A 23,230-nucleotide genomic window follows, 5' to 3' on the forward strand; every position below is an offset into this window, starting at 1 on the left:
CCGCGGCCTATGCCGCGAGCCAAGCGCCCGCAGGGAGCGCCCGGCGCCTGAGGGCATCAATCATATGTGATGATGTTGGCCGCCACCTCGCGGTCATAGCCCCGGCTGGCGAGGAGCAGCTGCCGCGTATAGGCCTCGCGCGGCTCCTGGCGGCGCAGCGTGGCCACGTCCATCTCTTCCACGATGGCGCCGCGGTTCATCACCGCCAGCCGGTCGCACATATGCGCGATGACGGCGAGGTTGTGGCTCACCAGCAGCATGGTCAGGTTGTGGGCGCGCCGCAGCCGCCGCAGCAGGTTCAGGATTTCGGCCTGCACGCTCACATCCAGCGCCGAGGTCGGCTCATCCAGCAGCAGCACCTTGGGCTCCAGCATCAGCGCGCGCGCGATGGCCACGCGCTGCCGCTGCCCGCCCGAAAGCTGGTTCGGGTAGCGGAAGCGGAAGGCAGGGCCGAGGCCCACATCCGTCAGCGCGCGCTCCACCCGCGGCCCCACATCGCCGATGCCCTGGATTTCCAATGGCTCGCTCAGCGCACGGTCCACCGTGTGGCGGGGGTGCAGCGAGGCATAGGGGTCCTGGAACACCATCTGCACCAAGCGCGGCAGGCGCGCATCACGCTGGCCGACCGAGACGCCGGCCACCGCCGCCTCGCCCGTCCAATGCGGGTTCAAGCCCGCCAGCACGCGCAGCGCGGTGGACTTGCCGCTGCCGCTTTCACCCACCAGGCCGAAGCTTTCGCCCTCGGCCACCGAGAAATTCACATCGCGCACCGCCCGGACCGCCTGCGCGCCCTGCCCGAAGGTGACGTTGAGGTTCCGCACCTGGATCATGCGGTCAGTCCTTCAGCCAGGCGGGGTCGCGCTTGAGCGTGGGCAGCTCGGCGCGGTCGTCGTCAATGCGGGGCAGGCTGTCCAGCAGGCCCTGGGTGTAGGGGTGGGTGGCCTGGCGCAGGTCGCGCGCATGGCGTTCCTCCATCACCCGGCCGCCATACATGACCAGCACGCGGTCGCAGAAGGAGGCCACGAGGTCGAGGTCATGGCTGATGAAGATCAGCCCCATGCCGCGCTTCGCCACCAGATCGTCCAGGATGGCCAGCACCTGCATCTGCACCGTGACGTCGAGCGCGGAGGTGGGTTCGTCCGCGATCAGCAGATCCGGCTCCGGCGCCAGCATCATCGCGATCATGATGCGCTGGCCCATGCCGCCCGAGACCTCGTGCGGGTAGAGGTTGAACACGCGCTCCGGGTCGCGGATGCGGACGGCCTCCAGCATCTCCATGGCGCGGCGGCGGGCGCCGGCGCCCTTGTCGCGCACGGCCTCCGCGATCTGCTCGCCCACGCGCATCACCGGGTTCAGCGAGTATTTCGGGTCCTGCATGACCAGCGAGATGCGGCTGCCGCGGAGCGCGCGCATCTCGCCCGGGCTGGCCGTCAGCAAATCCTTCCCGTCGAAGCTGAGGCGCTTGGCCTCCACCCGCGCATGCGGCGGCAGCAGGCTCAGCACCGAACGGCCGGTGACGGACTTGCCGGAACCGCTCTCGCCCACGATGCCCAGGCGCTCGCGCCCCAGGCTGAAGGACACGCCCCGCACCGCCCGGAAGGGGCCGGTCGGCGTGGGGAAGGTGACGCGGAGGTCCTCGACCTCCAGCAGCGGCTTGCTCATGACTTGCGCGGGTCCAGAACGTCGCGCAGCCCGTCGCCCAGCAGGTTGAAGGCGAGGCTGACCACGATGATGGCGATGCCCGGGATGGTGGCGACCCACCACTGGTCCAGCACATAGCGCCGCCCGGCCGAGATCATCGCCCCCCATTCCGCCATGGGCGGCTGCGCGCCGAGGCCGAGGAAGCCCAGGCCGGCCGCGGTCAGGATGATGCCGGCCATGTCCAGCGTGACCCGCACCACCAGCGAGGCGACGCAGAGCGGCATGATGTAGGCCCACAGGATGCGCGCCGTCCGCGCCCCCTGCATCCGCGCCACCGCGATGTAGTCGCTGTTGCGGATGGTGATGGTCTCGGCACGGGCGATGCGCGCATAGGGCGGCCAGGCCGTGAGCGCGATGGCGATGATGGCGTTCTCGATGCCCGGCCCGAGCGCGGCCACGAAGGCCAGCGCCAGAATCAGGCTGGGGAAGGCCAGGAACACGTCGGTGAGGCGCATCAGCACCGCGTCCACCCAGCCGCCGAGATAGCCGGCCGCGGTGCCGACCAGCAGGCCGATGGGGGCCGCGATGGCCGCCACCAGCACCACGATCATCAGCGTGATCCGCGCGCCGTAGACGAGGCGCGAATAGGTGTCGCGTCCGAACTCGTCGGTGCCGAGCCAATGGCCCTGCGTGCCCGGTGGCAGCAGGCGCCGCGCCAGGTCCTGCGCGTAGGGATCATGCGTTGCGATCCAGGGCGCGAAGGCGGCCACCACGATCAGCAGCAGCACGATCAGCAGTCCCAGGACGGCCAGCTTGTTCCGCTTGAACTGCAGCCAGCCGCGATAGAATTGCCCCAGCCGCGCCTGATTGCGCGAGGCGGGGGTGTCGGTGAGGAGTTGTGCGCGCCAGGTGCTCATCGCGCCCTCGGGTCCATGAGTTTGTAGAGCGCGTCCGACAGCAGGTTCAGCCCCACGAAGACGGCGCCCACCACCAGCGTGCCGCCCAGCACCGCGTTCATGTCGGCGGCCAGCAGCGCGGTGGTGAGGTAGCGGCCGAGGCCAGGCCAGGCGAAGACCGTCTCGGTCAGCACCGCGCCTTCCAGCAGCCGCGCATAAGAGAGCGCGATCACGGTTATCAGCTGCACGGAGATGTTCTTCAGCGCATGCACCCAGATGATCCGCGCCTCGGACAGCCCCTTGGCGCGGGCAGTGATGACATATTCCTGGCTGAGCTGGTCCAGCATGAAGGACCGCGTCATCCGCGCGATATAGGCGATGGAGAAATAGCCCAGCACCGCCGCCGGCAGCACCACATGGCTGACGGCGTTCCAGAACACCTCCCACTCACCGGCGATGGCCGCGTCGATCAGGATCACGCCCGTCACCGGGTCCACGATGCCCTCGAAGAAGACGCCGAGCCGCCCCGGCCCCGAGACCCAGCCCAGGATGCCGTAGAAGACCAGCAGCCCCATGATGCCCAGCCAGAAGATGGGCACGGAATAGCCTACCAAGCCGATCACGCGCACCAGCTGGTCCGGCCAGCGGTCCTGGTAGACGGCGCCCGCGATGCCCATGGGCACGCCCAGCACCACGCCGATGATGGTGGCGATGGTCGCCAGCTCCAGCGTGGCCGGGAACACGCGGGCGATGTCATCCAGCACCGGCCGGTTCGTCACCAGCGAGGTGCCGAAATCTCCCACCGCCATCTTCTGCACATAGAGCCAGAACTGCCACCACAGCGGCTGGTCCAGCCCCAGCTCCGCCCGCACCGCCTCATAGACGTCGCGCGGCGCCTGGTCGCCCACCACGGCCAGCACCGGATCGATGGGCACGACCCGGCCGATGAAGAAGGTGACGGCCAGCAGGCCCAGCAGCGTCAGCGCCACCTGGAGAACGAACTCGCCCCCCCGGCGGGCGCCTCTCAGCGCGCCGGCCCCGCCCATTGTGGCGCTCATGGTCTCAGCCCTTGGTCGCGAGCCAGTAGATGGCCGACAGCCCCGGCGAGCTGGCCATGTAGCCGCGCAGGTTGGAACGATGCGCCACCTGCACCTGCTGCTGCGCGAAGATCGCGAAGGGGGAGGTGTTCATGAACTCCTCCTGGATCTGGCGGTAGATGGCGGCGCGGGCGTTCTGGTCACGCTCGGTCATCGCGGATTCGGTGCGGCGGGTCAGCTCGGGAATGTCCCAGCCATTGCGCCAGGTGAGCTTGCCCGGGTTGTCCGTGCCCGGCGGGTTGCTGCTGAAGCTGTCCGCATTGTAGTGCGGGTCCGGATAGCCCAGGCCCCAGATGCCGATGAAGAGCTGGTGGTTCCGCGCGCGGAACTTGGCCAGCACCTGGGCGCCGGTGGCCGGCAGCACCTCCAGCCGCACGCCGCCGCGGGCCATGCTGGCCTGGAGCGTCTGCGCCACGTCCAGCGAGGGGAAGCTGTTCGCCGTATCAATGGTCAGCGCGATGCCGTTCGCGTGGCCCGCCTCGGCCAACAGGCGGCGGGCGCGGTCGGGGTCATAGGTGTAGGGCCGCGTGTCCACAGCGCCGAGGATGGCGCGGGGGATGAAGCTCTGGTGCGGGAAGACCTGGCCCGGCAGCAGGTTGTTCGCGATGCCGTCATAGTCCACCAGGTACTTCAGCGCCTCGACCACCTTCGGGTTCTGCAACAGCGGGAAGGTCAGGTTGGCGCTGAAATACTGGATGGTGCCGCGCGGGAACTCCGCGAGGGTGATGTTGGGCCGGCCGCGCAGGGCCGCGATGTCGGTCGGCGTCAGGTTGCGCGCCACGTCCACGTCGCCGCGCTCCAGCAGCAGGCGTTGCGTCGCGGCCTCGGGCACATGGCGGACGATGACGCGCTGGAGGTTGGCGCGGCCACGCCACCACTGGTCGTTGCGCTCCAGCATATAGCTCTCATTGGGCTGGTAGCGCACGAGGCGATAGGCGCCGGACGCCGCGGAGTTGCGGTTCAGCCAGCTGTTGCCCATGTCGTCGCCGGCATTCTGCTGCACCAGCCGGCTGTCCAGCACCGAGGCGATGTTGGCCGTGAACAGGTTCTGGATCAGCGTGGGCGCATAGGCCTGGTTGAAGGTGACCTGGACCTCGAAATCGCCGGTCTGGCGGACGTTCTGCTCCACATTGTCGCGCGTCAGGCCAACGCTGCGGAACATGAAGGCGGGCGTGCGGTTGATCATCAGCGGGCGGCGCAGCGAATAGACCACGTCGGCCGCAGTCAGCGCGTTGCCCGAATGGAAGCGCACGCCCTGGCGGATGCGGAAGGTGTAGGTCTTGCCGTCCTCGCTGACGGTGAAGCTCTCGGCGATGCCGGGCTGCAGCTCGGCCGTGTCCTTGGTCGGGTCCAGGACGAAGAGCTGGTCATAGACGTTCTTCAGCAGGTCGCTGCCCGTCACCTCGAAGGAGTGGTGCGGATCCAGCGCCACCAGGTCGTCGATCTGGGCCGCGATCACCAGGGCGGTGCGCGGCGTCTGGGCCTGCGCCTCGCGCGCGCCAGGCAGGGCGGCGGCGGCCAGGGAGGCGCCAGCGCCGGTGAGAAGGGCGCGCTTGGGAAGGCTCGGCATCATGGGCTCGCGTCCGTCATGGAGGGATGTCCATGACAATCCGCATAACTTGGCCCCCAGCGTCAAGCGTCGCCGTCGGCCCCCTTTGCCGGCACGCCTTCCAGGGCGTGGCTGCCGGAACGGTAGCGGTGGGTGGAGGCGCCGAAGGCCACCAGCGTGCCCCCCTCGTCGCGCACCTCGCCGCGGGCGAAGAAGACGTTGCGCCCGGCCGTCACCAGCCGCCCCTCCGCGATCAGGGGCACCCCCAGCCGCCCCTGGCCGGTGAAGCGCGTGTCGAGGTCCAGCGTCACGGCGTGGCGCTTGCGCCCCGGGGCGGGGCAGAACAGGCCGGCGAAGGCATTGGCCTGGTCCAGCAGGGCCAGCATCACGCCCCCATGCACGATGCCGGAGCGGTTGCCGTGCATGGGGCCGGGGATGCAGCGCAGCCGCGCCAGCCCCTCCTCCCAGAGAATGATCTCGATGCCGAGCAGGTCATGGAAAGGGGAGTGCGCCTGGGCGCGGAAGTGTTCGGGCAGGTCCATGGCCGGAAGGGGAGGCGCAGCCCGCCCTTCCGTCAAGCGATGCTCAGTTCCTGGAGGGCGGCATCCATCTCCGCGAAGCTTGGCATGTACTGGGTGGGGGCGGCCTTGCGCCCCGTCTCCACCGAGACCTGCGGCGCATTGCCGTGCAGGTGGGCGACGATGACGGCGCGGATCACCTCGTAGTAATGCGCCTCCTCCTCCACCACGCCCTTCAGCCGCGCGGCCATGGGGCCGGTCAGGCCATAGGCCAGCAGCACGCCGAGGAAGGTGCCCACCAGCGCGCCGCCGATCATCTTGCCCAGCACCGAGGGCGGCTGGTCAATGGAGGCCATGGTCTTGATGACGCCCAGCACCGCGGCAACGATGCCCAGCGCCGGGAAGGCGTCGGCCACGTTCTGCAGCGCGTGGGAGGAGTGCAGTTCCTCCTCTTTGATCTTCTTCAGTTCCCGCGCCATCGTGTCCTCGATCTGGTGCGGGTCGTCGGCGTTCATGCCCACCATGCGCAGGTAATCGCAGATCAGTTCGGTGGCGTGATGATCGGCCAGGATCTTGGGGAACTTGGCGAAGGCCGCGCTTTCGCTGGGCTTCTCGATATGCGGCTCCAGCGCCATCGCCCCCTTCGTCTGCGCGAGGCGCACGAAGAAGTAGAGCAGCGACAACAAATCCGTGTAGTCCTGCTTCTTGAACTTGCCGCCCTTGATGATCTTCCCGATGCCGCCCAGCGTGTGCTTCACGTCGTGCATCGAGTTGGCCATCAGAAAGGCGCCGACGGCCGCGCCGCCGATCATCATCATCTCGAAGGGCAGCGCCTTGATGATGATGTCGAATTTGCCGCCCGCGATCAGGTAGCCGCCGAACACCATGATGAGCAGGAAGACAAAGCCACCGATCGTGGTCATCGCGGCATCTCCGCCTGGCGCAGGAGGGTGATGGACACGCGGCGGTTGCCGGCCGCGCGGGGGTCCTCGGGGAGGAGGGGTTCGCGGTCGGCCATGCCGATCACGCCGCGCAGCCGGGCCTCGGCCACGCCGCCCTCCATCAGCAGGCGGCGCGTCGCGTTGGCGCGGTCGGCCGAGAGGTCCCAGTTGGTGCGGGTGCCGCCGCGAAAGGGGGTGCTGTCGGTGTGGCCCGTCACGGTCAGCGGGTTGGGCAGCGCCGCCACCTGCTCGGCCACGGCCCGGATGGCGCGGCGCGTGCGGTCATTGGGCGTGGCGCCGCCGGTGCCGAACATGGGCGTGCCGTCGCTTTCCAGCATCTGGATCCGCAGCCCCTCGGGCACGATCTCCACCAGCATCTGCCGGGCCAGTTCCGCCAATGCCGGGTCGGCGGTGAAGGCGGCGCGCAGGGCGTCGGCGGCCTCCTCGAGCGACACCTGTTCGGCCTCCACGGCGGCGATCTGGCGTTCGCGCGCGGCGGCGGCGGCCTCGCCCATCGCGCCGTCGGTGCCGGGCGTGCCCAGTTCCGTGATGGGACCGGCGCCGGGTTCCGCCGTGCCCTCGATCCGCCCCGCCTCGCCCTCCGCCACGCGGCGGGGGGGCGCGCTGTTCTCCTCGCCGGGCGGGGCGTTGGGGTTGGACTGGTCGGCGATGGGAGGGATGACCTCCTCCTGGTCCTCATCGGCGTCGGACTGGGTGGGGCGGGGCCCGCGCTCGATGCGGACCGAGCCCGTATCGGCGGTCATCTGGCCCACGCTGTGCGGTGTCATGCCGCCAAAGGGTTGGCCGATGCCCGATTGCCCGGTGGCGAGCGCATTGGAGGGGTTGAAGAAATCAGCGAGGCCGCGGCGCTGTTCCTCGGTGGTGGCGTTCAGCAGCCACATCAGCAGGAAGAAGGCCATCATGGCGGTCACGAAATCGGCGTAGGCGACCTTCCAGGCGCCGCCATGGTGCCCATGGCCGCCTTCCTCGATCTTCTTGATGACGATCGTGCCGCCCTTGTCCTTGCCGCGCTTGGCCAAGATGATCCCCGTCCGCGGCGTCCTGCCGCGCGGGCATCCTGCCGGCGGCCGGTTAAGGGGCCGTGAATCCGGGGTGCAGCAGCGCCAGCAGCTTCTTCATGGCGCTGGGCAGGTGGCGGGGCGCCTCCTCCAGCGGCAGGCTCTCGGCGCCTTCCGGCAGGCGGGGCGCGCGGGCGGTCCAGAGCGTCATGGTCAGGTCGCGGTGGGTGAAGCCGTGGCGGGCCTCGCCCGGCATGGGGCGCCAATTCACCCCGGCCAAGGGGGCGTGGGGCGAGGCTTCCTCGGCGGTCCAGGGCGTGGCGCGCCAGGGGGTGCCGGGCAGGGCCAGCATGCCGCCCAGCAGGCCGCTTTCCGGCCGGCGGTGCAGCAGCAGGCGGCCTTCCCGGTCCAGCAGCGCGAAATGCACCCCGTGCAGCTCCGTCCGCGCGGCTTTCGGCGCCTTGCGCGGCAGGCTGGGGGCAAGGCCCAGCGCGAAGCCCCGGCAGGCCTCGCGCCAAGGGCAGAGCGCGCAGGCGGGGTTGCGGGGGGTGCAGATGGTGGCGCCCAGGTCGAACAGCGCCTGGGCGAAATCGCCCGGCCGGGCGCGCATGGCCGGCTGGGCCGTGAAAAGCTGGCCCAGCCGCGCCAGTTCGGCCCGCGCGCCCGGCAGGGGCGCCTCCACGGCGTGCAGCCGGGCCACCACGCGCTCCACATTGCCGTCCATCGGCACCACGGGGGCGCCCAGCGCGATGGCCCCAATAGCCGCCGCCGTGTAGGGGCCGATGCCGGGCAGGGCGCGCCAGCCCTCCACCGTGCCGGGCATCCCGCCCGCCGTGATGGCGCGGGCCGCGGCGTGCAGGTTGCGGGCGCGGGCATAATAGCCCAGGCCCGCCCATTCCTCGGCCAGCTCCGCCCATTCCGCCCGGGCCAGCGCCGCCACATCGGGGAAGCGCGCCAGGAAACGCGCATAACGTGGCCCGACCGCCGCCACCGTGGTCTGTTGCAGCATGACCTCGCTGATCCAGATGCGGTATGGGTCGGCGGTGCCGCGCCAGGGCAGGCGGCGGGCGCCACGGTCATACCAATCCAGCAGGTCCTGGGCGGAGGCTTTCATCATGACGAAGAAGGAGGGTGGGCCCGCGCCGCTGTCCAGCCCGGCGCCCGCATACCGCGGCCCGCACGAGCTGGGCGCGCTGATCCCGCGCCTCGCGCGCCCGGCCTTCCGCCGCCGCAGCGCCGCCGCCGCGCAGATCATCGCCGACTGGCCCGCCATCATGGGGCCCGAGCTGGCCGCGATGGCCGAGCCGGTGAAGCTCTCCGCCGGCACGCTGACGCTGGCCTGCACCGGTCCGGCGGCCATGGAACTCAGCCTGCTGGGGCCGGTGGTGATGGACCGGGTGAACGCCCATCTGGGCCGGGTGGCCGTCAGCCGCCTGTCCTTCCGGCAGCGCGCCCCGCGCGCCCTGCCCGCCCGCAAACCCGCACCCCCGCCGGCCGAACTGCCCCAGGGCACCGCGGCCCGCCTCGACAGCCTTCCGGAGGGGGAGTTGCGCGCGGCGCTGGAGCGCATGGCGCAAGGCGTCTTTGCCAAAGGGTAACAGCTTGGGCCGACGCTTTGTGCCGCGGCGCCGCGGCGGGTAAACTCGGGCCAAACCACAGGAGACTTGGTTCCATGCGGATTTCGCGTCGTCATCTGGGCGTGCTGGGCGGCGGCGTCCTCGCCACGCCGGCCTTCGCCCAAACCCCCGCCCCCACGGACCCGCGCCTCGCCGAGCGCAGCACGGGCCAGGCCAACGCCCCTGTGGTGGTGCAGGAATTCTTCTCCCTCACCTGCGGGCATTGCGCGAATTTCCACAACGACGTCTGGCCCCAGGTGCGCCGCCAGCTGGTCGAGACGGGGCAGGTCCGCATGGTGTGGCGGGACTTCCCGCTGGACGGCATCGCCCTGCTGGCCTCGGCCGTGGCCCGCGCCATGCCCGCCGACCGCTACGAGGCCTTCCTGACCGCGCTGTTCCAGACCCAGTCCCGCTGGGCCTTCGCCCAGGGCCGCCAGGCGGAGGAGCTGGCGCGCGTCGCGGCCCTGGCCGGCATGGACCGCGAGGCCTTCAACGCCGTCGCCACCGACCAGGACTTCCACCGCGGCATCCTGTCTCAGCGCCTGGCGGCGGAGCAGCAATACCAGATCCGCGCCACGCCGAGCTTCACCTTCAACGGGCGGCTGCACACGGGCGGGCTGTCCTTCGCGGAGTTCGAACGGCAAGTCCGCAACGCCCCGCGCACGTGAGCGAGACCACGCCTGAGGCGCCCGGGCCCGAAACGCCTGAGCCGGAGGCGGTGGAGGAGGGGCGGCGGCGCCTCTCCGCCACCCTCACCGGCATCTCCATCGCCGGCTTCAAGAGCTTCGCCGAACCCGTGCAGGTCCCCGTCCTGCCCGGGCTGACGGGCATCGTCGGCCCCAATGGCTGCGGCAAGTCCAACGTGGTCGAGGCGCTGCGCTGGGCCATGGGCGAGAGCAACGCGCGGTCCTTGCGCGGCGGCGAGATGGATGACGTCATCTTCGCCGGCACCGCCACGCGCCCCGCCCGCAACCTCGCGGAAGTGGTGCTGCGGCTGGAGGATGCGCTGGGCGTGGCCCCCGCGCCCATGGACCGCGCGGCCGAGCTGGAGGTGATCCGCCGCATCGAGCGTGGTTCGGGCAGTTCCTACCGCATCAATGGGCGCGAGGTGCGGGCGCGGGACGTGAACACCATGTTCGCGGACCTGGCCTCCGGCCCGCGCGCCTCGGGCATGGTCAGCCAGGGGCGGGTGGCCATGCTGATCGGCGCCAAGCCCGAGGAACGGCGCTCCGTGCTGGAGGAGGCGGCCGGCATCGCGGGCCTGCGCGCCCGTCGGCATGAGGCGGAGCTGAAGCTGCGGCAGGCGGAGACGAACCTCGCCCGCAGCGAGGATCTGCTGGGCAGCCTGACCACCCAGCAGGAATCCCTGAAGAAGCAGGCCAGGCAGGCGGCGCGCTACCGCAACCTCTCGGGCCTGGTGCGCGATGCGGAGGGGGATTGGTTCGCCCTTCTCGTCGCCCGCGCCGAGGCCGCGATCGAGCAGGCCAGCGCCGCGCTGGAGGGGCGCAGCGACGCCCTGCGCCGCGCGGAGGCCGAGGCGAGCCAGGCCAGCCGCGCCGCCGAGACGCTGACCGCCGCCGTCGAGGCGCCCCGCGCCGAGGAAGGCCTGGCCCGCACGCTGCTGGAACGCCGGCGTGTCGAGGCGGAAAACCTCGCGGCCGAATCCGCCCGCGCGGCCGAAGCGCTGCGCGAGGCGGAGGCCACCCTCGCCCAGCTCCGCGCCGACGTCGCCGACGCGGAGAGGCTGGAAGAGGATGCCCGCGCCGCGGAAACCCGTGCGGGCCGCGAGGCGGCGGGGCTGGCCGGCGCCGAGGGCCAGTTGCCCGCCCGCATCGCCGAGGCGGAAGCAGGCGCGGACGCCTTCGCCGCCGAGGTCGCGACCACCGAGGCCCGCTTGCAGGAGGCGACGGAGGCCGCGGCGCAGCTGGCCGCGCGGGCCAATCAGCTCGCCTCCGAGCTGGCCTTCGCGGAGCAGCGGGCGCGGCGCCTCCAGGAGCAGCGGGCGCAGCTGGAGGCCCAGCGGAAGGCCGCCGACGCGCAATCCGTCCCCGAACCCGTCCGCGCCGCCTCGGCCGAGGCGCTGTCCGCCGCCGAAATCGCGCTGGCCGAGGCGCGCGCCGCGCTGGAGGCCGCCGAACGCGCCCGCCGCCACGCCGCCGAGCAGGCCGCCGAAGCCAGCCGCGCCGCCCGCGCCGCCGAGATCGAGCGCGCCGCCGCCGAACGCGCGCGCGCCGCCGCCGCCAGCCGCGCCCAATCCGCCCGGGCGCGCGACGAGGCGGCGCGGGGCGAGCAGGCGCGCCTCGCCGCCGCCCGCCCCGACGCGGCCGAAGCGGCCGAGGCCCGCCAAGCCGCCGAAACCGCCACCGCGAAACTGCGCGAGGCCGAGGCCGCCCTGGCCGAGGCCCTGCCCGCCCGCGAGGCCGCCACCCGCCGCGCCACCGAGGCGCGGGCCGCCGAAACCGCCGCGCTCGCCGCCGAATCCCGCCTCAAGGCCGAGTTGCAGGGGCTGGAGGCCGCCACGGGCGACGCCGCCGAAGCCAACCCCATCGCCCGCACCCTGCGCGTGCCGGCCGGGTTGGAAGCCGCCCTCGGCGCGGCGCTGGGTGAGGGGCTTGAGGGCGGGCGCGGCAGCGGGCGCAGCCGCTTCTGGCGCGCCCTGCCGCCGCTGGCAGAGGCGCCGCCGCTGCCGGCCGGGATCACCTCGCTGGCCTCGCTGGTCGAGGCACCGCCGGAACTGGCCCGTGCGCTTTCACAAATCGGACTGGCGGAGGATGGCGCGCCGCACCAAACCGCCCTGCGCCCGGGCCAGGCCCTGGTCTCGCGCGGCGGTGGGCTGTGGCGCTGGGATGGTTATGTGCTCGCGGCCGGTGGGGCGCAGGCCGGCGCCGCGCGGCTGCAAGCCTTGGCGCGGCTGCGCCAGGCCGAGGCGAAGCTGGCGGAGGCCGCCCCGGCCGCCCGGGCCGCCGAGGCGGCGCGTGCCGAGGCCGTCGCCGCCGACCACGCCGCGCAATCCGCCGAGGAAACGGCCCGCCGGGCCCGCAACGTCGCCGAGGCCCAGGCGCGCGAGGCCGAGACCCGCGCCGCGCGCCTCGCCGCCAACCTGGACGCCGCCGAACGCCGCCTGGCCGAGACCGCCGCCCAGGCCGGCCGGGCCAAGGCGGAGCGCGACGAAGCCGAAGCCGCCCTGCGCGAGGCCGAGGCGGCGCTGGCCGCCCTGCCCGCCCCGCGCGGCGCCGCGGAGGAAGCCGCAGCCGCCGCCCGCGCCGAGGCCGCCGAACAGGCCGCCCGCCGCGCCCGCGCCGCGGCCGAGGGCGAATGGACCAGCCGCCGCGCCGAATTGCAGCGCCTGACCGAACGCCAGGCCGCCGCCACCGCGCAGCTGGCCGCGCTGGCGCCGCAGGAGGAACGGCTGGGCGCGGAGCTGGCCGAGGCGGAGGCGGCGCTCGCCACCGCCCGCGCCGCCCGCGCCGCCCTGCCGGATCTGGCCGAGGCGCGCGCGGCGGTGGAGGCGGCGCGGCTGGCGCTGTCGGAGGTGCGCGGCTGCGAGGCCGAGGCGCGCGGCCGCGCCGCCGGGCTGCGGGCCGAACGCGAAGGCTTGGCCGCCCGGCGTGAGGCCGCGCTGGCCGAACGGGCCGCCTGGGCGCAGCGCCTCTCGGAAGCGACCGCCCGCCGCGAGGCCCTGACCGCCCGCGTGGCCGAGGCCGCCGCGCGCCGCGAAGCCCTGGCCCGCCGCCCGGAGGAGGCCGCGCGGCTGACGGAGGAGGCCGCCACGCGCCTCGCCGCCGCCGAGGCGGCCCATGTGGCGGCGGTGGCGGCGCTGGAGACGGCCTCCACCCGCGCCCGCGCGGCGGAGGAGACACGGCGGGCGGCCGATGCGGCGCTGGCGTCCGCGCGCGAGGCCGCGCTGCGGGCCGAGGCGGCGCGGGAGGCCGCGCTGCGGGCCGGCGCGGCGCTGGCCGAGCGCATCACCGAACGCCTGGGCGAGGAGCCGGCCTTGCCCGACCCGCCGGAGGACCTCTCCGACGCCGCCGAGGACCGCGCCCGCCGCAAGGCCGAGCGCCTGGCGCGGGAGCGTGAGGAGATGGGGCCGGTGAACCTCCGCGCCGAGGTGGAGCTGGAGGAGCTGGACGCCCGCATCGCCACCCTGCTGCGCGAGCGGGAGGAGATCGGCGCGGCCATCGCGAAGCTGCGCGGTTCGATCGGCCATCTGAACCGCGAGGCGCGGGAGCGGCTGCGTGCCACCTTCGACCAGGTGGACCGGGAGTTCCGGGCGCTGTTCACGCGGCTGTTCGGCGGCGGGCGGGCGCATCTGGCGCTGGTGGGCAGCGAGGACCCGCTGGAAGGTGGCCTCGAGATCTATGCGGAGCCGCCGGGGAAGAAGCTGTCCGCGCTGTCGCTGCTGTCGGGCGGGGAGCAGGCGCTGACGGCGCTGTCCCTGATCTTCGCCGTGTTCCGCTGCCACCCCGCGCCCGTCTGCGTGCTGGACGAGGTGGACGCGCCGCTGGACGACGCGAATGTGGAGCGGCTGTGCGACCTGCTGGACGTGATGTCCCGCCCGCCCGAGGCGGATGGCGACGCGGCGGATGGCGAGACGCGGGTGGCGGGGGGGACGCGCTTCCTCATCATCACCCACCACGCGCTGACCATGGCACGGATGCACCGGCTGTTCGGCGTGACGATGCAGGAACGCGGCGTGTCGCGGCTGTTGAGCGTGGATTTGGGAGAGGCGGTGGCGATGGCGGAGGGGTGAAGCCAACCGGGAAGAGTGGAGCGGGCGATGGGAATCGAACCCACGACATTCAGCTTGGGAAGCTGACGTTCTACCTCTGAACTACGCCCGCGCCTGGGGCATATGGATACCGGAGCAACCGCGCCCACTCAAGCCCTTCGCAGCCTTGGGTCATACAGCCACTTCCGCACCTTCCGCGCCTTCACCCCCGCCGCCCCGGCGTGGCGCGGGTTCAGCAACAGGTTCCACTCCTCCGGCACCACCACCGAGGGCACCAGCAGCAGCGCGCTCGCCCCGCCCGCCAGCCACTCCCCGCCCAGGCGCTCACTGGTCGCGCTGGCCGGCTCCGCGTCCCAGCCCACGGGCAGGCTGTCCGGCGTCTCGCGGCGCGCGGCCTTCCACAGGGCGTCGGGAATGGTGAGTTCCACCAGGTAGCGGTTCAGGGGCAGGCCGCCCGCGTTGAGGTGCACCACCGTCTCCAGGCAGGCCAGCGCCCGGCTCATGGAGGCATAGACCACCGCCTGCCCCGGCGGGTTCCAGCGGCCGCCCGTGGCCTCGGCGCCCGCGCCCGAGAGGTCATCCGCCGCCCAGCCCCGCGTGTCGCTGGCGATGCGCCAGGCGGTGACGCTCACGCGTAGGCGCCGCTGATGGCCTTCGCGAGGGTATCGGAAACCAGGCGCTGCCCCTCCATGGTGTTCAGGAAATCCAACGGGCGGGCATGGCCGAGCGCGGGCAGCGGTTCCCGCAGCCAGCGCGAGAGCCAAGCGCGGGCGTCGAAGCCCTCGGGCGCGCCGGCCTCCAGCACCATGGATTCCACCTGGCCCACCAGCCGGGCCAGGCCCAGCACGCGCTCGCTCTCGGCGGGGGAGAGGGTGCCGCGCTCCTTCACCTTGCGGTTGAAGGTGGCGATGGCGAGGTCCAGCGCCTTGAGGGTGGCGTTGCGGCCCAGCTCCGGCAGGTCCAGCCATTCCTTCGCCACCATCGCGGGCACGCCGGCGCGGATGCGGCCGATGCGCGCCGTGACGGGCGCGTCGTAGATCGCGGCGTAGCTGGCGTGGGACATGGCGCAACTCCTTTGAGCAATGTTTATGCTCAAATGGGCAGAGGGGTCCAGGAAAACCAGCCCTCACACATCCAGGCGCAATTGCCGCGCGGACTTCGCGGCGCGGGCGGCGGATTGGGCGCGTTCGCTGGCGGGGTCGTCCTGGCCGAAGCGGCGGGCACGGCTGCCATGCTTCGCGTAGACGCGGCGGGCGGCGTCGTCGAAGCCCGCGGTGGCGCGCAGCGCCGTCAGCCGCTCGCGCGCGGCGCGCATGGCGGCGGTGACGTCCACCACAGGCGCCGGGTAGCCGGGCGGCGGCGCGTCCAGCTTCCAGGGCATGTGGCGCAGCGCGGGCGGCAGATGCGCCACCTCGGGCACCCAGCGGGCGATGAATTCCGCCTCCGGGTCCTGGTCCAGCCCCTGCTTCACGGGGTTGTAGATGCGTGGCGTGTTGATGCCCGTGGCGCCGGATTGCATCTGCACCTGGGGCCAATGGATGCCCGGCTCGTAATCCGTGAAGAGGCGGGCCAGCCGCGCCCCGCTGGCCGCCCAGTCCAGGTTCAAATGATAGCTGGCGACGGCCTGCACCATCGCGCGCATCCGGAAGTTCAGCCAGCCGGTCGCGATCAGGCTGCGCATGCAGGCGTCGAGGAAGGGCAGGCCGGTGCGACCCTCGGCCCAGGCGAGCAGCAGGGGGTTGTCCGCGGCGGTGGGGCGGCGGGCGGCCTCGGCGGCGGGGTGGGCGGCGCGGCGTTCGAGTTCCGGCTCGCTCTCCAGCTTCTGGATGAAGTGGCAATGCCAGTGCAGCCGCGACGCCAGGGATTGCGCGGCGCCGAGCGGGATGGGCCGTTCGCGCGGATCCATCGCGGCCAGGTCGGCCTGGGCGGCGGCGAGGCGGTGCATCACCTCCCGCATCGAGACGCTGCCCATGGCCAGATGCGGCGACAGGCGGGAACAGGCCCGCGGCGCCGTGCGGGGCGAGGACATGCCGCGCCGGTAATCCGCCCCGCGCCCGGCGAGGAAGCTCTCCAGCAAGGACAAGGCGGCGGCGCGGCGGGCGGGCTGGGGGCGGAGCAGCCCATCCTCGGAGTTCCAGGCGCGGGGCTGGTCGGGGATGGCGCCTTCCGCCACCTCCGGCACGGGAACCAGCCCGCGCGGCACGGGAATCAGCGGTGCTGCATGGTGCGCGGCGGCGCGGGCCGCCCAGCGGTCACGGCTGTGCAACCGGCGGAAGACGGCGAATTGCCGGTACTCGGTCCAGGGAATGCCCTGGGCGCGGCAGAAGCGGCCCACCGCGCGGTCGCGCGCATAGGTCCAGAGGTTGCCCGTCTCCTCATGGCTGTGCAGGGCGCGGATGCCGTGGCGCGCATGGAGGTCGGCCAGCACCCCCACCGCATCGCCCACCCGCACCACCAGCGGCAGGCCGATGGTCGCCAGCGTGGCGCGAAGATCGTGCAGGGCCTCGCGCGTGAAGCGCCATTGCCGGGGCGAGGCATCGTCGCCGCGCCAGTAGTCCGGCTCCACCACATACAGGGGCAGCACCGACCCACGGGCAGAGGCCAGCGCCGCGTGGTCCGCCACGCGCAGATCCCGCTTGAACCAGACCACCTCGGTCAATGACGCCGGCTCGATCATCCCGCCCGGACATGTCAGCTTGCGGCCGGATCGCAAGAGGAACGCACGCCATGGAAGTCCGCTGGGAGAAGCTCACCGGCCCCGAATTGAAGGCCCGCGCGGCCGAGGGCGCGCTGCCCATCCTGCCCATCGGCAGCCTGGAGCAGCATGGGCCGCATCTGCCGGTCTGGACCGACAGCTTCATCGCGCATCAGGTGGCCGTGGCCGCGGCCGAGAGTGCGACGGACGTGCCGGCGCTGGTGCTGCCCCCGCTCTGGACCGGGCTTTCCGAACACCATTTGCCCTTCGGCGGCACCATCACGCTCGATTATTCCACCTTCCACGCCGTGCTGCGCTGCGTGGTCCGCAGCCTGAAGGCGCAGGGCTTCCAGCGGCTGCTGATCGTGAACGGCCATGGCGGCAATATCGAGCCGCTGGGCGTCTCGGTGCGGGAGCTGGCGCATGAATTCGGTATGCCCGTCGTGACCACCACCTGGCCCCAGGCCGCGCCGGCCGAGATCGCCGCCATCCTCACCACCCAGCCGCGCATCATGCACGCCTGCGAGGGCGAGACGGCGCTGTGGATGGCGCTCGACCCCTCCCAGGTTCGGATGGACCGGCTGGAGGAGGCCGCTGGCGCCAACAATGAAGGCGTGCAGGCCCCGCCCGGCTTTTCCCGCTTTTATTCCTTCGCCGAACGCGCCCCGCGCACCGGCGTCCGCGGCGACCCGCGCGCCGCCACGGCCGAGAAGGGCAAGGCCATGATGGAGGCCCTGGCAGCCCGAATCGCCGCCGCCATGCGCGACCCCGTGCTCTGGACGGCGCCCGAGCCTGTCTGGAAACCGTCCCAGGAATGAAACACGGCCGTCATCTCTGCCTTGCGCTGCGGCACAGGGCAGGTTAACCCCGGCACTCCACCAGAAGGCGCCCGCGCCACGATGTCCAGCTTGGGAATGTCCGAAGGCGATCGCGCCCACCCCCGCGCCGCGCTTGATGCCGCCTCCGTCCGCGATGCCTATCGCCGATGGGCCGGTATCTATGACGTGGTGTTCGGTGGCGTCTCCGCGCCTGGCCGCCGCCGCGCCGTGGCCGCGGTCAACCGCCTGTCCCACACGGTGGGGCGGCGGGTGCTGGAGGTCGGCGTGGGCACGGGCCTCGCCCTGCCGGATTACCGGCCGGAGCTGGAGGTGGTGGGCATCGACCTCTCGCGCGACATGCTGCTGAAGGCGCAGAAGCGCGTGGCGGAGGAGAAGCTCTCCGCCGTCCATGGGCTGATGGAGATGGACGCGGAGTCCATGGCCTTCGCCGATGACAGCTTCGACATCGCGGTGGCGATGTACACGGCCTCGGTGGTGCCGGACGCGAAGAAGCTGTTCGCCGAGATGTCGCGCGTGGTGCGGCCGGGTGGGCAGTTGCTCTTCGTGAACCACTTCGCCGCCGATGACGGGTTCCGCTGGTGGCTGGAGCGCACCACGGCGCCGCTGGCGCGCATCCTGGGCTGGCACCCGGACTTCAAGCTGTCGGACATCTTCACGCCCGAGACGCAGATCGAGCGGATGGAGGCCTGCGCCCCCATTGCGCTGTTCACCCTGGTGGAAGTCCGCAACGAGGGCTGACCCCCCCGCTATAGGTAGCGGGACGTCAGGTGTTCGGTGAAATCGGCGGGGTCGAGCGGCTTGCCCGTGGCGGCCCGCAGCAGATCCTGGAAGCCCAGCCGCGCGCCATGCGCGTGGACATTCGCACGAAGGAAGCGCAGCAGGGGTGACAGGTCACCCTGTTCCAGCGCCTTGTCCAGCTCCGGCTCGGCCTTGCGCGCCGCCTTCATGAGCTGCGCGGCCGCCATGGCGCCCAGGGTGTAGCTCGGGAAATAGCCGAAGGCGCCGTCATGCCAGTGGATGTCCTGCAGGCAGCTGCGCGCATCATCGGGCGGGGTGATGTCCAGCAGGGCGTGCAGCCCGTCAGCCCAGGCGCCGGGCAGGTCGGCCACCGCCAGGTCGCCGCCGATCATGGCGCGTTCCAGCCGGAAGCGCAGGATGACATGGGCGGGGTAGGTCATCTCATCCGCATCCACGCGGATGAAGCCGCGCGAGACGCGCCGCCACAGCTTCCCCAGGTTGCCCGCCGCATAGGGCGCGGGGTCGCCGCCGAAGGCCGCGTGCAGCTCGCGCCCCAGGAAGGTGAGGAAGGCGTCGGAACGGCAGGCCTGCATCTCCACGATCAGGCTTTGCGATTCATGGGCGGCCATGCCGGCGCTCTCGCCCACGGGCTGGCGGGCATGGGCAGCGGGCAGGCCGCGTTCATAGAGGGCATGGCCCGTCTCGTGCAGCACGCCCAGCAGCGCCTTGGCGGGGTCCGCCTCGCTGTAGAAGGTGGTGATGCGGACATCGGTGGGCGTGCCGCCGCAGAAGGGGTGGAGGCTTTCGTCGAGGCGCGAATGTTCGGCCTCCAGCCCGACACGCAACGACAGGCGCCGGCAGAGTTCGCGCTGGGCCGCGACGGGGAAGGGGCCCGGCAGCGGGGTGGGCGCGCCGCGACGGGCCTGGAGTTCTTCCGCACGCGGCAGGGCCTCGCGCAGCCAGGCTTCGTAGGCGGTGAAGACGGGCTCCACCTCGGCGGCCGTCACGCCGGGCTGGTAGCCCTCCATCAGCGCGTCATAGGGGCTGAGACCGGTGGCCGCGGCATAGGCCTGGGCCGTCTCGCGCTGCAGGTGCAGCACCTCTTCCAGGAAGGGCCGCACCAGGGCGAAGTCGGACGCCGCCTTGGCGTCGCGCCACACCTTCTCGCAGGCGGCGTTGGCGCGGGTAGTGGCCTCGACCAGGGCCGTGGGCAGGGCGGTGGCGCGGCGATGGGCGCGGCGCATCAGGTCGAGGTTGGCGCTGGCCCATTCGCCCGCGGCCTCGGCGGCGGCAAGGTCCTCGGCCACCTCGGGCGCGGTCATCATCTCATGGCTGAGGCCGGCCATGGCGGCCAGCTGCTCCCCGCGCGCCGCGCCGCCACCGCGCGGCATCATGGTGCTGGCATCCCAATGGAGGATGGACTGCGCCTCGCCCAGAGCGGCGAGGCGAGCGGCGCGGGCGGTCAGGCGCTGATAAGCGGCGTTCATGGGGACCTCATGCGACGGAACGCCCAGAGGGCAAAGATGGCGACCCAAGCCGCGGCCAGCCCGAACCAGGTCAGCGCGTAGCCCAGATGGGGGTTGTTGGGGGCCGGGAAACCCGTGGCGGCGTCGGGCAGGGGCCCGCGCGAGGGCGGCGGCGCGGCGCCGAAGCCCGAGGGCCCGCGCGGGGCGCCCGGGCGGATGACGGTCAAGGCATAGGGCGGGGCCTCCGGCACACCCAGCGCCGCGGCGATGGAAGGCGCATCGAAGGTCAGGAAACGGCGCCCGGCGACGTCATCGGCGGCGGCGAAGGGGCTGCGGCGCTCGCTGGGGCGAGCGAATCCGGTGACGGTGACCTCGCCTTCGGGACGCTCGATGGCGCCGCCCTCCATCGGCACCCAGCCGCGCTCGACCAGCAGCGGCGGCGCGCCCTCGCGGTCCAGCACCGCGATCAGGCTGCCGCCCAGCACGGGGCCGCGGACCTCCAGGCCCAGCAGCGCCTCGGCACCCGGGCGGAAGCGGCCGGTGGCGGTGATATGGGCGAAGGGCTCCGGCGCCAGAGGGGCCGGGATGGGCGCGGCGGCCTGGGCGGCGGCGAGTTCCGCCAGCAGCCCGTTCTTCCAGGCCAGCCGCTGCACCTGCCAGCTGCCCAGCCCCAGCAACAGGGCCAGCACCGGCAGGGCCAGGAAGGAGGGCAGGATCAGCCTCTGCCAGGGACGCCCGTTCATGAACGGAAAACGGCGCGCCGATGAGGGCGCGCCGTCCGGATTGTACGCGAAGCGCGGATCAATGCGGCGCGATCTCGCCCGCGCCCCACCAGTAGATGGAGACGAAGAGGAAGAGCCACACCACGTCCACGAAGTGCCAGTACCAGGCGGCCGCCTCGAAGCCGAAATGCTTCTCCGGGGTGAAGTGCCCGGCAATGGCGCGGAACAGGCAGACCGCGAGGAAGATGGTGCCCACGATCACGTGGAAGCCGTGGAAGCCGGTGGCCAGGAAGAAGACCGAGGGATAGACGCCGCCATCGCGGAAGGGGAAGGGCGCGACCGCGTATTCCCAGGCCTGCAGCCCGGTGAAGATCAGGCCCAGCAGCACCGTGAGCGCCAGGCCCACGATCATCCCCTTGCGGTCATTGTGCAGCAGCGCGTGGTGCGCCCAGGTCACCGTGCAGCCCGACAGCAGCAGGATCAGGGTGTTGAGGAAGGGCAGGTGGAACGGGTCGAAGGTCAGGATGCCCTGGGGCGGCCAGATGGCCTGCGTCGCACCCGACACATGCTCCGGATACAGGGCGAAGTGGAAATAGGCCCAGAAGAAGGCCACGAAGAACATCACTTCGGAGGCGATGAACAGGATCATGCCGTAGCGCATGCCCAGGCGGGCCACGGCGCTGTGCACGCCCGGCGTCATGCTTTCCTTGATGACGTCGCGCCACCAGCCGAACATGCAGGCCAGCGTGCCCGCCGCGCCGAGCACCAGCGGCCACATCATGCCGTAATGGGCCTGCAGAATGATGCCCGTGACGAGCAGGCCGGCCGCGAAGGCCGACAGCAGCGGCCACGGCGAAGGGTCCACCAGGTGGTAGGGGTGCTTGTAAGGGCTGCCGCCCTGGCCGGTGCTTGCCATCGCTCAATCCTGACCCGTTCGGCGGGTTTGTTCCCGCGCTGGATGGTCCGCATCAATCCCGGAAAAGCCGCGGAAGATCAAGTCCGCGGCCGGGCTTCAGCGGGTGGTGGTGGTGCGCGACCCGACATGCGGGCCGGCATTCGCCAGGGCCCCGGCGCGCTCGGCGTCATGCAGGCTGCGGAAGAAGGTGTAGTTGACCGTGATGGTGCGAATGTCGCGCGTCGCCGGGTCTTCGGCGATGCGCGGATCCACCCAGAAGGTCAGCGGCATGTCCGCGTGCTGGCCGGGCTCGAGGGTCTGTTCCTCGAAGCAGAAGCAGGCGGTCTTGTGGAAGTAGCGGCCCACGATCTCCGGCGTCACATTGTAGGTCGAGATGCCGGTGACGGGGCGGTCCGCGGTGTTGCGGGCGGTGTAGAAGGCCAGGCCCTCCTCGCCCACGCGCAGCGTCATGGCGCGCGTCTCGGCGGCGAATTGCCAGGGCAGGTTGGGCTGGGTGTTGGCGTTGAAGCGGACCGTGATGGTGGCCTCGCCCGGCGCGGCGGGTGCCGCCTGACCGATCATCGGCGTGCCGCCGAAGCCCGTGACCCGGCAGAACAGGTCGTAGAGCGGCACGGCGGCGAAGGACACGCCGACCATGAAGGCGACGAAGCCGAAGGAGGCCAGGGCCAGGCGCTTGTTCTTCCGCGCCAGTGTGGCCGGGTCGGGGCGTTCGATTCGCATCAGCGCAGCAGCCTCGCGGTCGAGATGAAGAAGAACAGCACCACCAGCGCCATCAGCGCCGCCAGGATGGCCCAGTTCCGCGCGCGGCGGCGGCGGTCGAAGACCGCGCGTTCCTCCGGCGTCATGGGGCGGTCGAGCGGCGCGGTCATGCCACCAGCCACAACCGGTCCACCACCAGGGCGCCGAGCAACAGGAACAGGTAGGAGATGCTGTACTTGAAGCAGCGCTTGGCCGGCACGTCCTGCGTCTGGGACACGCCTTGGGCGTCCTGCGCGTCGCGCCAGACGGCCCAGGCGTGGCGCAGGAAATTGGCGCCCAGCAGCGCCGCCGCCAGGCCATAGGCCCAGGAGTTGAAGCCCATGAGCCAGGGCACGAGCGTCAGCGGCACCAGCAGCACGGTGTAGAGTACGACCTGCTTGCGGGTCTCGCGCGCGCCGGAGACCACCGGCAGCATGGGCACGCCCGCGCGCTGATAATCCTGGTGCGCCCAGAGCGACAGGGCCCAGAAATGGGGCGGCGTCCACATGAAGATGATGGCGAAGAGCACGAGCGGCAGCGCGTCCACGCTGCCCGTCACCGCCACCCAGCCGATGAGCGGCGGGAAGGCGCCGGCCGCGCCGCCGATGACGATGTTCTGCGGCGTGCGGCGCTTCAGCCACATGGTGTAGATGACGACGTAGAACAGGATGGAACCCGCCAGAACCGCAGCCGCCAGCCAGTTGGTCGCCAAGCCCATCAGCGCGACCGAGCCCACGGCCAGCAGCACGCCATAGGCCAGCGCGCCATCGGCGCTGATGCGGCCCGAGGGGATGGGCCGCTTCTGCGTGCGCCGCATCACCGCGTCAATGTCGCGGTCATACCACATGTTGATGGCACCCGCCGCGCCGGCGGCGATGGTGATGCAGAGGATGGCCGTCAGCGCCAGCACCAGCGGCATCTCGCCCACGCCAGGCGCCACCAGCAGCCCCGCCACGCCCGAATACACGACCAGCGAGAGCACGCGCGGCTTGAGCAGCGTGATCCAGTCCCGCACCTCGGAGCCCATGAGGCCGTCGGCGGCGGGCGCTGATATGGCGAGGGGGGCTTTCGCCCCCCCCGTTCGGCTCATGGTCGCATCGCTCATGGCGG

The 23,230-nt window shown here is 72.1% G+C and carries 23 protein-coding genes and 1 tRNA gene; 5 read left to right on the forward strand and 19 right to left on the reverse strand.

Annotation, left to right across the window (positions count from 1 at the left end):
• Positions 1-56: 56 nt before the first annotated feature.
• From JTN19_RS10300 to JTN19_RS10340, 9 genes are read right to left on the reverse strand one after another with little or no spacing between them, the layout of a single operon-like run.
• Positions 57-830 (reverse strand): ABC transporter ATP-binding protein, encoded by a 774-nt coding sequence (locus tag JTN19_RS10300; RefSeq protein ID WP_206932043.1) that lies wholly within the window; start codon positions 828-830, stop codon positions 57-59.
• Between the two features lie 4 nt (positions 831-834).
• Positions 835-1,662: an ABC transporter ATP-binding protein gene (locus tag JTN19_RS10305; protein ID WP_206932050.1), complete on the reverse strand. Its 828-nt coding sequence runs from the start codon at positions 1,660-1,662 to the stop codon at positions 835-837.
• The gene (gene nikC, locus JTN19_RS10310; RefSeq protein ID WP_206932051.1) at positions 1,659-2,558 is read right to left on the reverse strand and encodes a nickel transporter permease; all 900 of its coding nucleotides are present in this window, start codon (positions 2,556-2,558) and stop codon (positions 1,659-1,661) included. The genes JTN19_RS10305 and nikC overlap by 4 nt, the downstream gene beginning before the upstream one ends.
• Positions 2,555-3,595, reverse strand: coding sequence for an ABC transporter permease (locus tag JTN19_RS10315; protein WP_242531032.1), 1,041 nt, complete (start codon positions 3,593-3,595; stop codon positions 2,555-2,557). Before JTN19_RS10315 ends, nikC begins: the two co-directional genes overlap by 4 nt.
• Before the next feature lie 4 nt (positions 3,596-3,599).
• The gene (locus tag JTN19_RS10320) at positions 3,600-5,207 is read right to left on the reverse strand and encodes an ABC transporter substrate-binding protein (RefSeq protein ID WP_206932056.1); all 1,608 of its coding nucleotides are present in this window, start codon (positions 5,205-5,207) and stop codon (positions 3,600-3,602) included.
• A gap of 59 nt (positions 5,208-5,266) precedes the next feature.
• Positions 5,267-5,725: a PaaI family thioesterase gene (locus tag JTN19_RS10325; RefSeq protein WP_191083190.1), complete on the reverse strand. Its 459-nt coding sequence runs from the start codon at positions 5,723-5,725 to the stop codon at positions 5,267-5,269.
• 32 nt (positions 5,726-5,757) lie between these two features.
• Positions 5,758-6,624 (reverse strand): flagellar motor stator protein MotA, encoded by an 867-nt coding sequence (gene motA, locus JTN19_RS10330; protein ID WP_206932059.1) that lies wholly within the window; start codon positions 6,622-6,624, stop codon positions 5,758-5,760.
• Positions 6,621-7,682, reverse strand: a complete 1,062-nt coding sequence (locus JTN19_RS10335) for a flagellar motor protein MotB (RefSeq protein WP_206932060.1) — start codon at positions 7,680-7,682, stop codon at positions 6,621-6,623. Before JTN19_RS10335 ends, motA begins: the two co-directional genes overlap by 4 nt.
• Positions 7,683-7,734: 52 nt before the next feature.
• Positions 7,735-8,778, reverse strand: a complete 1,044-nt coding sequence (locus JTN19_RS10340; protein ID WP_408901869.1) for an A/G-specific adenine glycosylase — start codon at positions 8,776-8,778, stop codon at positions 7,735-7,737.
• On the opposite strand from JTN19_RS10340, the gene JTN19_RS10345 reads away from it, so the two are divergent.
• The 3 genes from JTN19_RS10345 to JTN19_RS10355 all read left to right on the forward strand — a co-directional run bounded on the left by JTN19_RS10345 (position 8,777) and on the right by JTN19_RS10355 (position 14,027).
• A complete protein-coding gene (locus tag JTN19_RS10345) occupies positions 8,777-9,259 on the forward strand; it encodes a DUF721 domain-containing protein (protein WP_242531033.1) in 483 nt (160 codons plus the stop codon). The two genes, JTN19_RS10340 and JTN19_RS10345, sit on opposite strands and share 2 nt — an antisense overlap.
• A gap of 74 nt (positions 9,260-9,333) precedes the next feature.
• Positions 9,334-9,945, forward strand: a complete 612-nt coding sequence (locus JTN19_RS10350) for a thioredoxin domain-containing protein (protein ID WP_206932061.1) — start codon at positions 9,334-9,336, stop codon at positions 9,943-9,945.
• A gap of 50 nt (positions 9,946-9,995) precedes the next feature.
• The gene (locus tag JTN19_RS10355) at positions 9,996-14,027 is read left to right on the forward strand and encodes a chromosome segregation SMC family protein (RefSeq protein ID WP_408901870.1); all 4,032 of its coding nucleotides are present in this window, start codon (positions 9,996-9,998) and stop codon (positions 14,025-14,027) included.
• Between the two features lie 16 nt (positions 14,028-14,043).
• Here the strand turns inward: JTN19_RS10355 and JTN19_RS10360 are convergent.
• The 4 genes from JTN19_RS10360 to JTN19_RS10375 form a co-directional block, all read right to left on the reverse strand.
• Positions 14,044-14,118, reverse strand: a tRNA-Gly gene (locus JTN19_RS10360).
• Positions 14,119-14,155: 37 nt separating this feature from the next.
• On the reverse strand, positions 14,156-14,638 hold the full coding sequence (locus JTN19_RS10365) for a type II RES/Xre toxin-antitoxin system toxin (protein WP_206932062.1): 483 nt from the start codon (positions 14,636-14,638) through the stop codon (positions 14,156-14,158).
• Positions 14,635-15,069: a type II RES/Xre toxin-antitoxin system antitoxin gene (gene parS / locus JTN19_RS10370; RefSeq protein WP_206932064.1), complete on the reverse strand. Its 435-nt coding sequence runs from the start codon at positions 15,067-15,069 to the stop codon at positions 14,635-14,637. Before parS ends, JTN19_RS10365 begins: the two co-directional genes overlap by 4 nt.
• Before the next feature lie 63 nt (positions 15,070-15,132).
• Positions 15,133-16,683, reverse strand: a complete 1,551-nt coding sequence (locus JTN19_RS10375; RefSeq protein ID WP_206932068.1) for an FAD-binding domain-containing protein — start codon at positions 16,681-16,683, stop codon at positions 15,133-15,135.
• Between the two features lie 50 nt (positions 16,684-16,733).
• On the opposite strand from JTN19_RS10375, the gene JTN19_RS10380 reads away from it, so the two are divergent.
• Together JTN19_RS10380 and JTN19_RS10385 are read left to right on the forward strand one after the other, a co-directional pair.
• Positions 16,734-17,519, forward strand: a complete 786-nt coding sequence (locus JTN19_RS10380; RefSeq protein ID WP_206932069.1) for a creatininase family protein — start codon at positions 16,734-16,736, stop codon at positions 17,517-17,519.
• Positions 17,520-17,615: 96 nt separating this feature from the next.
• Positions 17,616-18,278, forward strand: a complete 663-nt coding sequence (locus tag JTN19_RS10385) for a class I SAM-dependent methyltransferase (RefSeq protein WP_242531034.1) — start codon at positions 17,616-17,618, stop codon at positions 18,276-18,278.
• 8 nt (positions 18,279-18,286) lie between these two features.
• Here JTN19_RS10385 and JTN19_RS10390 read toward each other — a convergent pair whose 3' ends face one another.
• The 6 genes from JTN19_RS10390 to JTN19_RS10415 all read right to left on the reverse strand — a co-directional run bounded on the left by JTN19_RS10390 (position 18,287) and on the right by JTN19_RS10415 (position 23,225).
• Positions 18,287-19,765, reverse strand: a complete 1,479-nt coding sequence (locus JTN19_RS10390; protein ID WP_206932073.1) for a carboxypeptidase M32 — start codon at positions 19,763-19,765, stop codon at positions 18,287-18,289.
• Complete coding sequence (locus tag JTN19_RS10395; protein ID WP_206932075.1) at positions 19,762-20,487, reverse strand: SURF1 family protein; 726 nt, start codon at positions 20,485-20,487, stop codon at positions 19,762-19,764. Before JTN19_RS10395 ends, JTN19_RS10390 begins: the two co-directional genes overlap by 4 nt.
• 58 nt (positions 20,488-20,545) lie before the next feature.
• Positions 20,546-21,382: a cytochrome c oxidase subunit 3 gene (locus JTN19_RS10400; RefSeq protein ID WP_206932077.1), complete on the reverse strand. Its 837-nt coding sequence runs from the start codon at positions 21,380-21,382 to the stop codon at positions 20,546-20,548.
• A gap of 96 nt (positions 21,383-21,478) precedes the next feature.
• Positions 21,479-22,102, reverse strand: coding sequence for a cytochrome c oxidase assembly protein (locus JTN19_RS10405; protein WP_206932079.1), 624 nt, complete (start codon positions 22,100-22,102; stop codon positions 21,479-21,481).
• Positions 22,102-22,251, reverse strand: a complete 150-nt coding sequence (locus tag JTN19_RS10410; protein WP_206932354.1) for a hypothetical protein — start codon at positions 22,249-22,251, stop codon at positions 22,102-22,104. The genes JTN19_RS10405 and JTN19_RS10410 overlap by 1 nt, the downstream gene beginning before the upstream one ends.
• Positions 22,248-23,225 carry a heme o synthase gene (locus JTN19_RS10415; RefSeq protein WP_206932081.1) on the reverse strand — a complete coding sequence of 326 codons (978 nt, stop codon included), beginning with the start codon at positions 23,223-23,225 and terminating at the stop codon, positions 22,248-22,250. The genes JTN19_RS10410 and JTN19_RS10415 overlap by 4 nt, the downstream gene beginning before the upstream one ends.
• Positions 23,226-23,230 lie beyond the last annotated feature (5 nt).

This window comes from Roseococcus thiosulfatophilus, assembly GCF_017311575.1.
Lineage (GTDB): Bacteria > Pseudomonadota > Alphaproteobacteria > Acetobacterales > Acetobacteraceae > Roseococcus > Roseococcus thiosulfatophilus.